This is a genomic window from Enterococcus sp. S53, from assembly GCF_016516865.1.
Classification (GTDB): Bacteria; Bacillota; Bacilli; order Lactobacillales; family Enterococcaceae; genus Enterococcus_D; species Enterococcus_D innesii.
Genome location: NZ_JACVUH010000011.1, coordinates 68,862 through 83,513, shown reverse-complemented (window position 1 = coordinate 83,513; position 14,652 = coordinate 68,862). Strand labels below are relative to the sequence as shown.

Sequence of the window (14,652 nt, the reverse complement as noted above, 5' to 3'; positions counted from 1 at the left end):
CAGAAATGAAAAAGAATTTACGTTACAACTTAATCTGGCTCGCTCTGGCAGCTATTCTTTATTTCGGATTATTTGCAGCTTACAACGGCGGAATGATCAATTTGTTCTCTGATGCCATCATCGTCAATATCGGCATCAATATCATCTTGGCAGTCAGTTTGAATCTGATCATCGGCTTTTCAGGGCAATTCTCCTTAGGACATGCTGGATTTATGGCAATCGGTGCTTATGCTGGCGCGATCCTGTCGGCAAGCAATCCAACCTTTGGCGGCTTTTTAACTGGTTTATTGGTGGGAATGCTGGTTTCAGGTGCAGTCGCATTAGTAGTTGGGATTCCGACCCTCCGTTTAAAAGGCGACTATCTAGCGATCGCTACCTTAGGTGTGGCAGAGATCATTCGGATCTTGTTGGTGAACTTACGAGGCTTGACCAATGGTCCTGCTGGAATTTTCGGATTGCCCCAATTCAGTAATTGGCAGATCGTCTTTCTCTTTGCCGTTTTATCGATTCTTGTCGTGTCAAACTTTATCCATAGCGGACCAGGTCGGGCGACTTTAGCGATTCGGGAAGATGAGATCGCTGCAGAATCGATGGGGGTCAACACAACGAAATACAAGGTAATTGCGTTTGTAATGGGAGCAGTGATGGCAAGCATTGCTGGTACCCTTTATGCCAGCTATCAGCAGTCGGTTTTCCCACGAGATTACGGTTTTATGAAATCGATCGATGTCTTGATCATCGTCGTTTTTGGAGGGCTTGGGAGTACCACAGGAGCAGTTGTTTCGGCAGTAGTGCTAGGAATCTTAAACATGTACTTGCAAGGCTTCTCTGATTTGCGTATGATCATTTATGCATTGGCTTTGATCATCATCATGATCTTTAAACCAAGCGGACTTTTAGGAACCTGGGAATTCTCCGTAAAAGGACTGCTGGATAAATTTAGAAAAAAGGGGGATGACAACGATGCCTCTATTAGAAGTTAAAAGCTTAACGAAAAACTTCGGCGGTTTAGCTGCTGTTTCTCATGTAGACCTCCATCTAGATACCAATGAGCTGGTCGGGTTGATTGGACCAAACGGTGCCGGCAAGACAACGCTCTTTAACCTCCTGACAGGTGTGTATGAGCCTAGTGAAGGCGAAGTGCTTTTTGAGACCCAAGGTAAGCCAAAACGTTTAAATGGCGTGAAGCCTTATAAAATCGCGGATTTAGGCCTTTCAAGAACCTTCCAAAACATTCGCTTGTTTAAAAACTTGACCGTGATGGACAACGTTTTGATCGCTATGAACAGTAAGCATAAAGAAGGACTACTGACCAGCATCTTGCGTTTGCCAAAGTATTACAAAAACGAAGAATCCATGAAGAAAAAAGCCTTAGAGCTGTTACGGATCTTTGATATGGATGGCAAAAGTCAAACGTTAGCGAAAAATTTGCCTTATGGCGAGCAACGCCGTTTAGAGATCGTACGCGCATTAGCTACAGAGCCAAAAATTTTGTTTCTTGACGAGCCGGCAGCGGGGATGAATCCTCAGGAAACAACAGAACTGACAAAGCTGATCTATAAGATCCAAAAAGATTTTCAATTGACGATCCTCTTGATCGAGCATGATATGAGTTTGGTCATGGAAGTGTGCGAACGGATCTATGTACTGGAATACGGGCAAGTCATCGCCCACGGTGAACCAGAAGAGATCAAAAACAATCCACGGGTAATCGAAGCCTATCTAGGAGGGGAAATCTGATGCTGGAAATTCAAAATTTAAGTGTTCACTACGGCATGATCCAAGCAGTTCATGATGTTTCCTTCCACGTCAATCAAGGAGAGATCGTTTCGCTGATTGGTGCCAATGGTGCCGGAAAAACCACGATTTTACGGACGATTTCTGGATTGATCCGTCCTTCAAAAGGCTCCGTCACTTTTGAAGGAAAGCAAATTGAGAAAGAAGCACCGCAAAAAATCGTCGCAAACGGCTTGTCGCAGGTGCCAGAAGGGCGGCACGTCTTTTCCGGTTTGACGGTTCAAGAAAACTTAGAGATGGGCGCCTTCTTGCGTAAAGACAGTGGTGTCAAAGAAGACTATGAACAAGTTTACCGCAAGTTTCCTGTATTGAAAGAACGCCTCTCGCAAGATGCGTCGACATTATCTGGCGGTGAGCAGCAGATGTTGGCAATGGGGCGGGCATTGATGTCAAAACCGCGCTTGCTTTTGCTGGATGAGCCATCGATGGGCTTGGCACCAATTTTTATCAAAGAAATTTTTTCCATCATTCAAGAAATCAAGCAGCAAGGAACGACTGTGCTGCTGATCGAACAAAATGCGAAAATGGCTTTATCGATTGCCGATCGCGGCTATGTATTAGAAACGGGGAAAATCGTTTTAGAAGGTTCAGGAGAAGAATTATTAGCAAGCGATGAAGTAAGAAAAGCGTATCTAGGAGGTTAAACAATGAGCGTAAGTGATTTTATGACGAAGACGGTCATCACCGTCGATTCACAAACACCGATCTTTGATGCAATAGATGTGATGAAGCAGCACGATATCCATCGTCTACCTGTCGTTGATGATGGCAAATTAGTAGGGTTGATCACAGAAGGAACGATCGCTGAAGCAACTCCCTCAAAAGCGACAAGCTTAAGCGTTTATGAAATGAACTATCTCTTAAATAAAACGACGGTCGCTGATATCATGTTGAAAAAAGTGACCACGATTGAACCAGATGCACTATTAGAGGACGCCATTTCCGTCATGCGTAGTGAGAACGTGGGGGTTTTACCAGTCATGGATGATGATGCCCTAGTGGGAATCATTACCAACAATGATATTTTTGATGCCTTTTTGAAAATCACTGGCTACCACGATGGCGGGACCCGAGTATCGATCGAGATCACGGATGACCATGTGGGGGTTTTAGCAGACGTGACGAAACTCCTTGCCGATCATCAAATGAGTATTTTGACGATTGTGGTAAATCGGATGGCACTAAAAACAGTTGTTGAGATCCAAGTAGAATCACGGCAAGTCGCAGCAATCGAGAAAATTTTAAGCGATGCAGGTTATACCGTGACGAGTGCTGTCTTGACGAACCAGAAGTGATCTAAGGAAATGTAGCTGATCGTAAAGATTGGCTACTTTTTTTATTTCCAGAAGAGATTTTCTTTTTCTTTTGCTGCTTTTCTGTTAAAATAGGAAGGTGCTGTAAAGAAAGAGGTGCAACCATGTCTAAGAAAAATAAAGATATCGAAGTCCGTATTGAAGAAACAACAAAAGCCATTCATGGCAAAGACTATACCGTCAATGAATTATTTATCGGTAAAAAACGAATCGGTGAGATTTTAACAACTGGACCAAAAGAATTTCAAAGCTTTTTAGGGGATGAAGATCTAGGTTCGAGCAGAAGCTTAGAAGCTGCCATCGAGATGATTATTCGCCAATGGAATTTACATGAATAATTTCTAGAAAAAATTACTTTTTGCTCTTGCAATTTGTTATCTTTTTCGGTATTATAACTATTGTCAGGTTTGAGAAAAACCTTTTGGAGGAGTAGCGAAGTGGCTAAACGCGACGGACTGTAAATCCGTTCCTTAGGGTTCAGTGGTTCGAATCCACTCTCCTCCACCATTATTGGGGTATAGCCAAGCGGTAAGGCAACGGACTTTGACTCCGTCATGCGTTGGTTCGAATCCAGCTACCCCAGTCAAAGAAATACGTAGAAAAAACAGCAAGCAGACTTGCTGTTTTTTTTGTTATTTAAAAAGAATCGTTTTTTTATAAGTACTTAGGGAAATAGGAAGCTGATGAGAAAGAAGCAACTTTCAACGTGCAAGTTTCTACGAAAAAGCAAAAAGTGGTTACTTTGGAGCATTTCTATTAAACAGGCATGGGGTTGCCGTCCATTCTTTTACGGAAGTCTCTTTCAGAGAATTTAAAATATTTGGGCATTTTTGGTTCTGTTTGGTATACTTAGGCAAATCAGTTCCTTTACGAGAACCATTTTTTTGCATGAGGAACGAACGATGACAGGAATATTACCGATTCTCGGATATGATAACTTTACTAGATGGGGGCTTAACGAAGATGGGGAATGAAACAACTTGGGAAAACATAGATCGCCTTTATCTGTTGTGTCAACCAATCATGCAGGTAGAATCGCTAAGTCAGCAAGAGCTGAATGGCTATGAAGTCTTACTGCGTAGCGAGAAGAACAACCGCTTCCCACAGCAAGAATTCAGTACAATGATTCAAACTGAAAGCGGCAATCAGCAATTGATGGAATGGTATGCTAAGGAATTGCGGCGTTTGTGTCAAAAAAAGCCGGAAACCCGCTTTAGTGTCAATATTCATCCACAACAGCTGCTGTGGCAGTCAACGTGGTCCTTTTTTGAAACGATGGCTGTTCATAAGGAGCAGTTGCAGATTGAATTGACGGAGCATCCCGTACGCATACAACAGGAGTCATTTGATTTGTCTGTAGCCATTGCAAAAATTAAAGCTTATGGTTATGTGATTGCGGTCGATGATATCGGCTGCGGACAAAATACCCTCTCGTTGGTCTTTGCCAATCTTGCCAGCGTTGATTGTTTGAAATTTTCGTTGTTACCGTTTATTCAGCTTGATGAGGAGATTGGCTTCAGCTTTTTGGCTTGTTGGTTGAAGGTTGCCCAAAAATATCAGCTTGAACTGATCGTTGAAGGCATCGAGAACCGCGAAAAAATGGTACAGTTGCTTGAGATGGGGGTGCATTTGCAACAAGGGTATTTATGGTCTAAAGGAGAGCGATTGTGATGGAATGTTAGAACGAGGCGTGCTTTTGGCGTTTGGTTTGCCGCTGATGATTGCCAGTTTACTGGTGACCGCAGATGTTTTTGTACGAAGTGTGCAAAAAATATCGGTTTCTCGTCCATTTAAGTATTTTATTATTGGTATTCTGACGTTTACGCATTTGTATTTTATTCTTTCTTTTTCAATGAATTCAGTTGGGTTTATCTGTTATCAATACACAACTGCTTTTATAGCGAGTCATTTTTTCTATGGTGATCGTGGTAAGATCTTGATTTTGATAACGCCGTGTATGGTCGTCTTTTATTTGTGGTTTGTCGGTTTTTCTGATGTGGGTAAAGCTTTTTATCTTCCATTATTCGGAGTTGGGCTCTTTGTCCTTGATTTTCTTTTATCAAAAGTCAAGCGGATCCGTCCGCAACAGCAATTTTATTTGATGTATTTTTTGACCTGTCTGCTCTCACCGCGTTTTTCGATGCTGGTCCATCATACGACGACCTATGACTGGGAAGCGATGCTGGCAGTATTTGTTGGTTCTTTTGTGCTGTTGGGCGGCTTTATGTGGCTTCATCGGTTGATTGAAGGCGAAGAGTACCAAGTACTGGCAGAGTTGGCGAATAGTAAGATCGATGCGTTGACCGGCTGCTTCAACTATGGGACCTATAACCACGATCTTCTTCAAGCTGTTTCACAGAAAAAGACTGTGACGATCGCCATGATTGATCTCGATCACTTCAAAAAGGTCAACGACCGTTATGGTCATATCGCCGGAAATGAGTTGTTAAGAACCTTTGCCTCACGGACGACTACTTTTTTAGAGGCGCATTTTGCCGAGACCTTTTCCTTTTATCGTTATGGCGGAGAAGAGTTCTGTCTCGTGATCGAAGGGGATGTCAAAGAAAAGACCGTAGCTGCAATGACGACACTGTGTCAAACCATTTCCAGCAGTATGTTTCCTGTGGCCAATTTTGAAAAAGGGACGATGTCTTTGTCTTGCGGCGTTGAAGCGAGTACCGTTTGTCATGGCGATATCTTGGCAGCTGTTGAAAGAGCCGATCAAGCCCTCTATCTCGCAAAACAAAGTGGTCGAAACCGGGTATGCACCTTGCCTGAGACGTAAAAAATAATGGAAAAATAATTTACACAAATTCACAAAGAATTAAATGTTTATGCACAAAAAGTTAGTAATAATAAAGAAATAATGTTATTTATTTAGAAAATATACATTTTGATCAGTTTATTTATTTTGAGAATCTTCTTATATCAACAAAAAGATTGAAAATATGTATAATTTCTGGTAAATTATTTTAAATCAAGAGTGATAGAAACTGTCAATGATAAATAGTGATCCTTACTTGATGCTCCGTCCGCTTTTCCATGAAACATCTTTGGAAATGTTCTGTCGAATCAGCAAGTAAGGATTCTTTTTTTTAGAAAGGAAGCGCAGGAAATGGCAAATACGCTGGTTGTCAATACACTCGCAAATTTAGGTGCAATCATCATCAATATTTACTTGTTGTTCAAAGTCAGTGATGGCTTCGTAGGGCAAGGGACCTTCAAAGCAAAGCAGATCGCAGCGGCGATTGTTTGTGAAACCGTGGTAGGGATGTTGCTAATGAACTTCTCTTATGTCGTATATGAAACAAGATTTGACCTGCGCTTTTTGCTTTACGCTTTTTCTATGAAGTATCTGGGCTGGAAGGTGACCGTACCAACGATGTTCAATCTAGCGTTAGGTCGTTTTTTGTTTGAAGTATCAAAATCTTCTTGGTTGAACTTATATCTCAGTTTCTTTTTGATGGTGACCCTGACGTTTCTCCATGCTTGGGCCAAGCGGCGGCTTAGTGACAAACAAGAGTTAATTTTATCGATCACCTACTTGATTGTTATCTCCTTTCTATTTGGCTGTTATTTGACTGGTGATATTCAAAAAACGACCTTAATTTATATAGTTTATGGCATTCTTGCTTATACGTTGGCGTTTTTCCTTTACTCAATATTAAATGATATGCAGCGCATTTTGGCTTTAGTCAAAATCGATGATTTGACGCAGTTGAACAACTTTCGTAAGTTTCAAGAGGACCGCCAACGCCTAGATACGACCGAGGTGGACTTATCGATCGCTTTGATCGATATCGATCATTTCAAAAATTACAATGACCGTTACGGACACCGTGCCGGGGATGTGATTTTGCAAGAAATCGCTCGTATTTTTTCGACCTACTGTACGGCTAGCAATCCGGTCTATCGCATCGGTGGGGAAGAGTTTGCGATCTTGATCCAAGGAGACGCACAGACTGCTACTTATCTCCTCGAAAAAATCCAAAAGCGCATCCGTTACCAAGAAATCATCTTGGATGCCGGCGATTCGGTCAACATCACGTTGTCGATTGGGATCGCACAACGGCAAAAGGGCGAGCTGCTGATGCAAACACAAGAACGTGCCGATCAAGCATTGTATCGCGCCAAGCGCAGCGGTCGCGACCAACTCTGTCTTTACTGATGGGGTTGGCTTCTTTTCTTTTTTTGTTTTCAAAAATACTACCTTAAATGAGGAACGCATATGGAAAATAGTTTAATCATGATTCCTTCGCTAGAACCTGACCACAAACTGCTGGCTCTGGTGGAGAAAATTCGTTTGCATAACCAGCACCTGCCGATTTTGGTCGTGGATGATGGCAGTGGATCAGCTTATCAGTCTGTCTTTTCGACGTTGGAACAGCAGTTTGGCTGTCAGGTTTTGACCCATCCAAAGAATCTTGGAAAAGGCGCAGCTATCAAAACCGCCCTCAACGAAGTGCTGACAAATCAACCAGCAGTTGAATTTATGGTGACCATTGATTCGGATGGGCAACATGAGTATACCGATATGATGGCTTGCTTAGCAAAGGCCCAAGCCCATCCCGACAGTATTATTTTAGGGACCCGATCCTTTGGCAAAGAAGTGCCCTTGCGGAGTAAGTTCGGCAATATTTTGACCCGAAATATCCTACGTTTAGCGACTGGTCTTGCTATCGAGGATTCGCAGACGGGCTTAAGGGTTTTCCCTCGGAAATTCATGACAGATTTGTTGGCGATCTCAGGTGAGCGATTTGAATATGAAACGCGGATGCTGATCGAAGCCCAGAAACGGGGGTGGCCGATTCTCTCGCAACCGATCGCCACCATCTATATTGAAGAAAATGCCTCTTCCCATTTTCGGGTCTTGGCAGATTCCGTCGCTATCTATAGCGTCTTTTTGAAGTATTTGTTTTCATCTGTGGTCTCCTTTTTTGTCGATGTGATCGCCTATGCGTTATTGATCCATTTCTTGTCTGTCATCGATCTGTCCTCCATCGTGATCGCTTCGTTGGGTGCCCGCTTGATTTCAGCGATCGTCAATTACTACATCAATCGCGAGCTTGTTTTTGGTCAACGGACAAAGAACAGTATGCTGCAGTATTTTTTATTAGTGATCGTACAGATTTTGCTGTCCTCTTTCCTCGTCTACCTGATCTATTTGATCCTGCCGATCGGGGATTCTGTGTTGTTAAAAATAGGCGTCGATTGCCTGCTCTTTTTCTTTAGTTACCATGTGCAAAAAAATGTCATCTTTAAGGAGTGATTGAGGTGGAACAAAAACGTTTGCCTTGGGCGAAAAAAGTCGTTTACTTTCTGGCGTTTGTCTTCTCGCTGATCTATTTATCATGGCGGGGGCTGTATACATTGCCATGGCACGAGTCTTGGTTTGCCCTGCTGTTTGGTTTGCTGCTTTGGGGCAGTGAGATCGTATCGAACTTTACGGGCTTGCTGTTGATTTGGAACAAAAACAAAGCAAAGCCTTTTGAAAAACCGATCGTGCCAGAAGCCGACTATCCAGCGATCGATGTGTTGATTGCGACCCATAATGAAGAAGTGCCGCTTTTATTAAAAACGGTCAATGCGGCAGTTCATATGAAATACCCCGATCCCAAAAAAGTTCACATCTACTTGTCAGATGACACCAACCGTCCAGAGGTCAACGCACTGGCAGATAAATTTGGCATCGGCTATATCGGGTTGACAGGCAATCAGCATGCCAAGTCAGGCAATCTCAATCATGCATTATCAGAAACCAATTCGCCGCTAGTGGCGACCTTTGATGCAGATATGATCCCTTACTCAGATTTTTTGCTGGAAACAGTGCCATATTTTGTGGCAAATCAGCAGGAACGCCGTAAAGACCAGACCATCAAACCGTTGGGCTTTGTCCAAACACCGCAAAGCTTTTATAATGCGGATCTTTTTCAGTACAATCTTTTTTCAGAAGCGGCAATCCCTAACGAGCAGGACTTCTTTTCCAGAGAAGTCAATGTTTTGAACAACGCCCATGATACAGCTATTTATACAGGTTCCAATACGGTGATCGCACGAGAAGCGATCGAAGCCGCTGGCGGATTTCCGACGGACACGATCACGGAAGATTTTGAATTAGGCGCCTTGATCAATTGCAAAGGTTATCGCAGTTTATCAACACTGCAGCCAATGGCCAGCGGTCTGTCTCCCATTGATATCCCAAGTGCCTTAAAGCAGCGGATTCGCTGGGGAAGAGGAGTGGTCCAAAGTGTCCACAATCTCCATCTTTTCAAAAACAAGACGTTGTCTTTGGCGCAAAAAATGGTTTTCTTAAACAGCTATTTGTATTGGTGGTCGTTTTTACGGCGGTTGCTGTTTATTTTCGCGCCGATTTTGTACACCGTCTTTAATGTAAGGGTCGTAGAGACCAACTTTTGGGTCTTGCTGCTGTTTTGGCTGCCAAGCTATACGTTCTTGCATTTGGCGATGCAGGATTTGAGTAGCGATATTCGAACGCAGCGCTGGGGCGAGATCCAGGAAACGATTTTTGCACCTTACCTAGTGATTCCTGTCTTTTTACAAGCCATCGGCATCAAAGAGACCCGTTTCAAAGTGACCAATAAAGCAGCAACTCAGTCTAAAAAAGACTTGTTGTTTGTGGTGCCGCATTTGTTGCTGTTGATTTTGACGATTATCGGCTTAGTGAAGTTTAATTACGGCAAATTCGGCTCAGAGATTTTCTATGGCAGCGTGTTGACTTTCTGGTTGCTGACCCATTTCTTTAACTTAACCTTTGCGGTCTTATTTTATCTCGGTCGCCCGATTTACCGAACGACGGAACGGTTCAGAGCCCATTATCCTGTTGAAGTTTCCGACCAAGACGCCAGCTATTCTTTGATGACAGAAAATATCTCAGAAAACGGCTTGTCCTTCGTTTCTGACGTTCCTCTTTATTTTCCGCCAGATGCGCAGCTGACTTTTAAAATCACCCGTAATGGCTACCAAGCAGAGATGACGGGAAACGTCGTCCGCGTTTTTTCAGGCAAGGACCGCTGGGTCTATGGGGTTGCTTTACACCAATTATCAGAAAAAGACTACTTGGCTTATTTGCAGATCATTTATGATGGCTTCAATCAAAGCCTGCCGGTTCTGCGGGACCCATGGATGACCTTCTTTGATAGTCTTTTTGAAAATCTCGGTAAGCATCTGCTGCAAGCCAAACAAAAGCCATTGCCGCCTCAACGAGTGCCCATACTGACCATTGATCAAAAATGGCACTTTGATGAAGGAACCTATGCGGTCACAACATTTGGTTTTGACCAGCTCACGTTGGCAAAAACAGAAGAGGTCGAGATGCCGACCCATCTAACCTTACCGATCAGTAATCTTGTGCTTCACGCTGAAAAAGCGATGCTTCAACCAACAGAAAATCAAGTGATTTATCAAGTAAGCAATCTTTCCGAGCTGCGTTTTACAGCAGCCTTTCATGAATGGGTAGACAGCTTGCTGAGAAAGGAGGCAGACGATGATCGAGATCCTGCTGCGATTTAGTCTCTTTGGTTTATCATTAGCTGGCTATGCCTATCTTTTTGTACGAGTTTGTCATTTTCCCAAATACATTAGCTGGATCGCTGCCTGCTGTTTGCCGATCCTCGTTCTTTCCTTTGTCGCATATGGTCCCAAAGGATGGTTGATCTGGGGGGCATGGGTTTTATTTGGTCTTGGCTTACTATTATGCGTTTGGCGTTTTTGGCAGGAGCGCTATCAGGTGCGTTGGGGCTTGCAAGAGCCCATCATGCTGTGGTTTTACGGCTATTTTGCTTTGTTCGTTTTGATATTGCTTCACAGTCATTTGACCCACTATGACAACTTCTCCCATTGGGCGACGATCGTTAAATTCCTTTATACGCAGGGACAATTGCCAACGGCAGCCGATGCCATCATTAGTTTTACTTCCTATCCTTTAGGCAGCTCGCTGTTTGTTACTTATACAGCAATCATCGTTGGCTATCATGAGAATGTCTTGCTGATTGGTCAATTGATTTTGATTTTCTGTAGTCTATATAGTTTTTTTGCGATTATTCGTGATCCGAAAAGAAAGCTGGCTTTCGCTCTGATCTTCACCAGTATGGCGGTTTTCAATTATTTTAATATTGCGATTCGAATGAATAATTTATTAGTAGACTTTATCCTGCCAGTGTTGACTTTAGCTGGCATCGCTGGCTTATTCGCTTTAAAAGGCAACGTACTACCGTCGATCGGTTTCTTTCTTTTGATTGGCGCCTCTCTTGATTTGGTCAAAAATAGTGCCGTCTTTTTTCTGCTGATTTTAGGCGGCTATTTACTAGTCTGCTTGTGGCAGGCATCAGTTCGTTGGCGGCAACGGCTGGGCATGATGATTGTAGGATTAGCTGCCATTGGGCTATCTGTCCTGCCAGCGATTCTTTGGAACCTGCATGTCAAAGCGAATTTTCCTAAATCGAAGCATGAAGTCAGCGTGACCGCTTATAAACAGATTTTTGGTGAAAAGGATTCTCAGATACTGCAGCAGATTACGGATGTTTTTGTTAAAACCATCACGGATGTTGCGACGATCTCCACGCAAGGAATTCTCTTGATCCAGGTCATTCTGTTGGGCAGTTGGCTATTTGTCCGATTTATCATGAAAAAACGCAATCCATTTTTAAAAGAACTGCTGTTGATCGATGGTATCATTGGGGGGTATTATTTAGGAATCTATGCCATGTTCTTGTTCTCGATGCCCACTGATGAAGCATTGTCTTTGGCAGGGTTCGATCGCTATGCCTCAAGTATCGTGATTTTAGCAATTGGATTAATGACCTTTTTCATGGTCAGAGGCATTGATCATTTGTATCATGAACAAGCGATCGATCGGCGAACCTACCGTAGTTTTGCCAGCTTGACCACGAAAAAAATCTATCAATACAGTACCTTGATTCTGTTATTTTTTGCGACATTGCTGATCCTTTCAGAAAATAATGGCATGCGTTATACCAATCGTGAATATGCTGCTTCGATTCCAGCACAAGTTTCAGCCGTTACTGGCGATCGCTTTGACCTAAACCAGAAAAAATACTTGGTGGTCAGTACCAATAAAGAAGCAGTAGACAGCTACTTAGTCGGCTATGTCGGCAAATATTACTTGTTTTCACCTAATGTCGATGGTCGAGAGAATTTCCTCTTATCAGATGCAGATTTTCGCACGCTATTAAAGCAATACGATGAAGTCGTCGTCTTAGAAGAGCACTATACCTTTAATGCCATGACGATGAAGCTAACAGGCAAAACCTTTGCCCCAGGCGTTTATTCGGTGGCGGAGGTGTTGGGGCGTTAAGGGAAGGAATTACTCAAGCGTGTCTCTTTATTAGAGAATCAAAAGTTAAAATACCAATGAAACAGACGACATATCGTTTGTTCATTGGTATTTTTTTTTCTGTTCCCACTGAGTAATATCCTCTATACTATGAAAATACCAAGGGACATGTAAATAAACTGGATTAAACGAAAAAGTACACATGAAAAAACGGCGCAATATATTCAGTGCTTATGATTTACTGTAATGAATGCAGTAAAAGTAAGTGTTTTCATTTTTTTAAGAAAAAGCTACCATTAGAAATGTAGACGAGGTGATAGTTTCATGATTAGTGAACGGGAAAAAGCAATTATTCGATATCTCTTAGAGAATGGACCAACAACGGTTGCTAAAATTGGGTTGCATATGTCGCTTTCGCAAAAGACAGTTTCGCAATCGTTAAAGAGAATTGATGAATTTTTGCAGGAAACAGCAATAAGGCTTGTTCGCAAACCTAGAGTAGGTGTATTTCTTGATGGCGATTCAGCTGAAATTCTAAAGTATCTTGATGGGCACGAGGAATCAAACTTACCGACGAGCAAAAAAGATCGTATTCAGTTTCTTTGCTTTGAAATACTGAAACAAAAAACATATTTTACGCGTCAAGAACTGCAAGATGCACTCTACATCAGTAAATCAACTTTAGAAAATGACATGGGGCAGGTAAGCGAGATCTTTCGTCATTTTAACGTTACGATTGAAGTTTTACCGGGGAAGGGTTCCTTTTTGAATTTGTCAGAACAAGAAAAACGTCGTTTAGCATTTGATTTGATCTACTATTTCTGGGGTGGAAATTGGAAAATAACACAAGAGCAGCAACGCTATTTGCATTCGATTCAAGGAATTCCTCAGTTTGTTAATGATTTTATTGACCTGACAAAGATTTCTTTAGTTGATACGCTCTTACAAGAGTATTTGAAAAAAGAACAAATTACGCTTAATGATGCTGCCTATCACTCACTATTGCTTCATCTAATCATCATGATTGATCGGGTCAAAGAGAAGAATTATCTGACTTTCGAAGAAAGAAGACATCCTTTGATGGAGAATAGAGCTTTTTATCGTTTTATTGCTTCAATAGAAGAAACGTTTTCTCTGTCGTTGCCAGTTTCGGAAGTTCATTATATTTCGCTTCATATCTATGGGGATTCGTTGATGAAGAAGAATGACTCCGATGATTTGCTTGATGAAACGATACGCAAATTGATTCATGAAACGATCTCCCTACGCAATGAAAGTCTTTTGTTAGGATTGGTATCACATATCAAAGAAGCTATTTATCGCATTCAAAAAGGATTAGTCATTCATAACCCTTTTCTAAATGATGTGAAGAAGAATTTCCCTTTGTCTTTTGAGGAAGCGCTTCGATTAGCTCATGCCTTAAATTGGCATTTTTCGATTTCGATCCCCGAAGATGAGGTTGCCTTTCTGGCCGTACACATCCAAGTGATGAAAGAACAACGAGAAGAAAAACAACCGAAGAAAGTGAGTGTCTTATTAGTTTGTAGCAGTGGGAAAGGCACTTCACAGCTATTAGCTGCTCGTATTCGGAGAAATTATGAGCAAATCGATATTTCCAGGATTCTTTCAATTCAAGAGTTGATTCAGACCAATATTTATGAGGACTTGATTTTATCGACAGTGGATTTAAAAATCGATTCGATTCCAACAATCCATGTTTCACCTGTACTGAATAAAGATGAGCAGCGAAAAATAGAAGCCTTTTTAAGAAAAGTCGAAGAAAAACAAAATGGTTCTTTCAGTCAGTTTGCGAAATTGATTCATGAGGACTTGATTTTCTTAGATCATCATTTTGAAGATTATCAAGAGGTGATTACATTTATTGGAGAGCAGTTGGTTACTCGTGGGTATGTGATCGAGGAAATGATTGATTCTTCCCTAAAAAGGGAACAACTTTCCTTTACTTCTTTTGGACGATTCGCAACGCCTCATGGGACGCCAGAATACGTGAAAAAATCAGCGATTGTATTTTTACGTCTTAATAATGAGATCCACTGGGGAGAAACAAAGGTGAAATATGTCTTTTTCATCTGTATCAAGGATGAAACTGTACAAGACCTTGAGGAAATCTATGACACGATGCTTAGTGTGATGGAATCAGATGAACGAACCTTCCTCCTTAAAGGGACGAAAGAGGAATTAAAAAAGTATTTACAAGGGGGAACATAA

12 protein-coding genes and 2 tRNA genes are annotated in these 14,652 nt (G+C 42.0%); all 14 read left to right on the top strand.

Features of this window, described 5'->3' with window-relative positions; translation table 11 throughout:
• The first annotated feature begins 5 nt into the window (after positions 1 to 5).
• Positions 6 to 983, top strand: a complete 978-nt coding sequence (locus IAE45_RS13385) for a branched-chain amino acid ABC transporter permease (RefSeq protein ID WP_005228744.1) — start codon at positions 6 to 8, stop codon at positions 981 to 983.
• Entirely contained in the window at positions 964 to 1,740 is a 777-nt protein-coding gene (locus tag IAE45_RS13380) for an ABC transporter ATP-binding protein (protein WP_008380898.1), read from the top strand. Before IAE45_RS13385 ends, IAE45_RS13380 begins: the two co-directional genes overlap by 20 nt.
• Positions 1,740 to 2,441 (top strand): ABC transporter ATP-binding protein, encoded by a 702-nt coding sequence (locus tag IAE45_RS13375; protein ID WP_144771408.1) that lies wholly within the window; start codon positions 1,740 to 1,742, stop codon positions 2,439 to 2,441. Before IAE45_RS13380 ends, IAE45_RS13375 begins: the two co-directional genes overlap by 1 nt.
• A gap of 3 nt (positions 2,442 to 2,444) precedes the next feature.
• A complete protein-coding gene (locus IAE45_RS13370) occupies positions 2,445 to 3,092 on the top strand; it encodes a CBS and ACT domain-containing protein (protein ID WP_008380901.1) in 648 nt (215 codons plus the stop codon).
• A gap of 122 nt (positions 3,093 to 3,214) precedes the next feature.
• Complete coding sequence (locus IAE45_RS13365) at positions 3,215 to 3,448, top strand: DUF2969 domain-containing protein (RefSeq protein WP_005228752.1); 234 nt, start codon at positions 3,215 to 3,217, stop codon at positions 3,446 to 3,448.
• 85 nt (positions 3,449 to 3,533) lie between these two features.
• A tRNA-Tyr gene (locus IAE45_RS13360) sits at positions 3,534 to 3,617 on the top strand.
• A 4-nt stretch (positions 3,618 to 3,621) separates the two neighbouring features.
• Positions 3,622 to 3,693: transfer RNA gene (locus IAE45_RS13355), tRNA-Gln, on the top strand.
• A 380-nt stretch (positions 3,694 to 4,073) separates the two neighbouring features.
• Positions 4,074 to 4,781, top strand: coding sequence for an EAL domain-containing protein (locus tag IAE45_RS13350; RefSeq protein ID WP_096741541.1), 708 nt, complete (start codon positions 4,074 to 4,076; stop codon positions 4,779 to 4,781).
• 4 nt (positions 4,782 to 4,785) lie between these two features.
• Positions 4,786 to 5,895: a GGDEF domain-containing protein gene (locus IAE45_RS13345; RefSeq protein ID WP_077452885.1), complete on the top strand. Its 1,110-nt coding sequence runs from the start codon at positions 4,786 to 4,788 to the stop codon at positions 5,893 to 5,895.
• A 330-nt stretch (positions 5,896 to 6,225) separates the two neighbouring features.
• Positions 6,226 to 7,278, top strand: a complete 1,053-nt coding sequence (locus IAE45_RS13340; RefSeq protein ID WP_200126603.1) for a GGDEF domain-containing protein — start codon at positions 6,226 to 6,228, stop codon at positions 7,276 to 7,278.
• A gap of 60 nt (positions 7,279 to 7,338) precedes the next feature.
• Positions 7,339 to 8,379, top strand: coding sequence for a bifunctional glycosyltransferase family 2/GtrA family protein (locus IAE45_RS13335; protein WP_200126601.1), 1,041 nt, complete (start codon positions 7,339 to 7,341; stop codon positions 8,377 to 8,379).
• Positions 8,376 to 10,640 carry a glycosyltransferase family 2 protein gene (locus IAE45_RS13330; RefSeq protein ID WP_200126599.1) on the top strand — a complete coding sequence of 755 codons (2,265 nt, stop codon included), beginning with the start codon at positions 8,376 to 8,378 and terminating at the stop codon, positions 10,638 to 10,640. The genes IAE45_RS13335 and IAE45_RS13330 overlap by 4 nt, the downstream gene beginning before the upstream one ends.
• Entirely contained in the window at positions 10,615 to 12,444 is a 1,830-nt protein-coding gene (locus IAE45_RS13325) for a lantibiotic ABC transporter permease (RefSeq protein ID WP_200126598.1), read from the top strand. Before IAE45_RS13330 ends, IAE45_RS13325 begins: the two co-directional genes overlap by 26 nt.
• A gap of 303 nt (positions 12,445 to 12,747) precedes the next feature.
• Positions 12,748 to 14,652 carry a BglG family transcription antiterminator gene (locus tag IAE45_RS13320; RefSeq protein WP_200126596.1) on the top strand — a complete coding sequence of 635 codons (1,905 nt, stop codon included), beginning with the start codon at positions 12,748 to 12,750 and terminating at the stop codon, positions 14,650 to 14,652.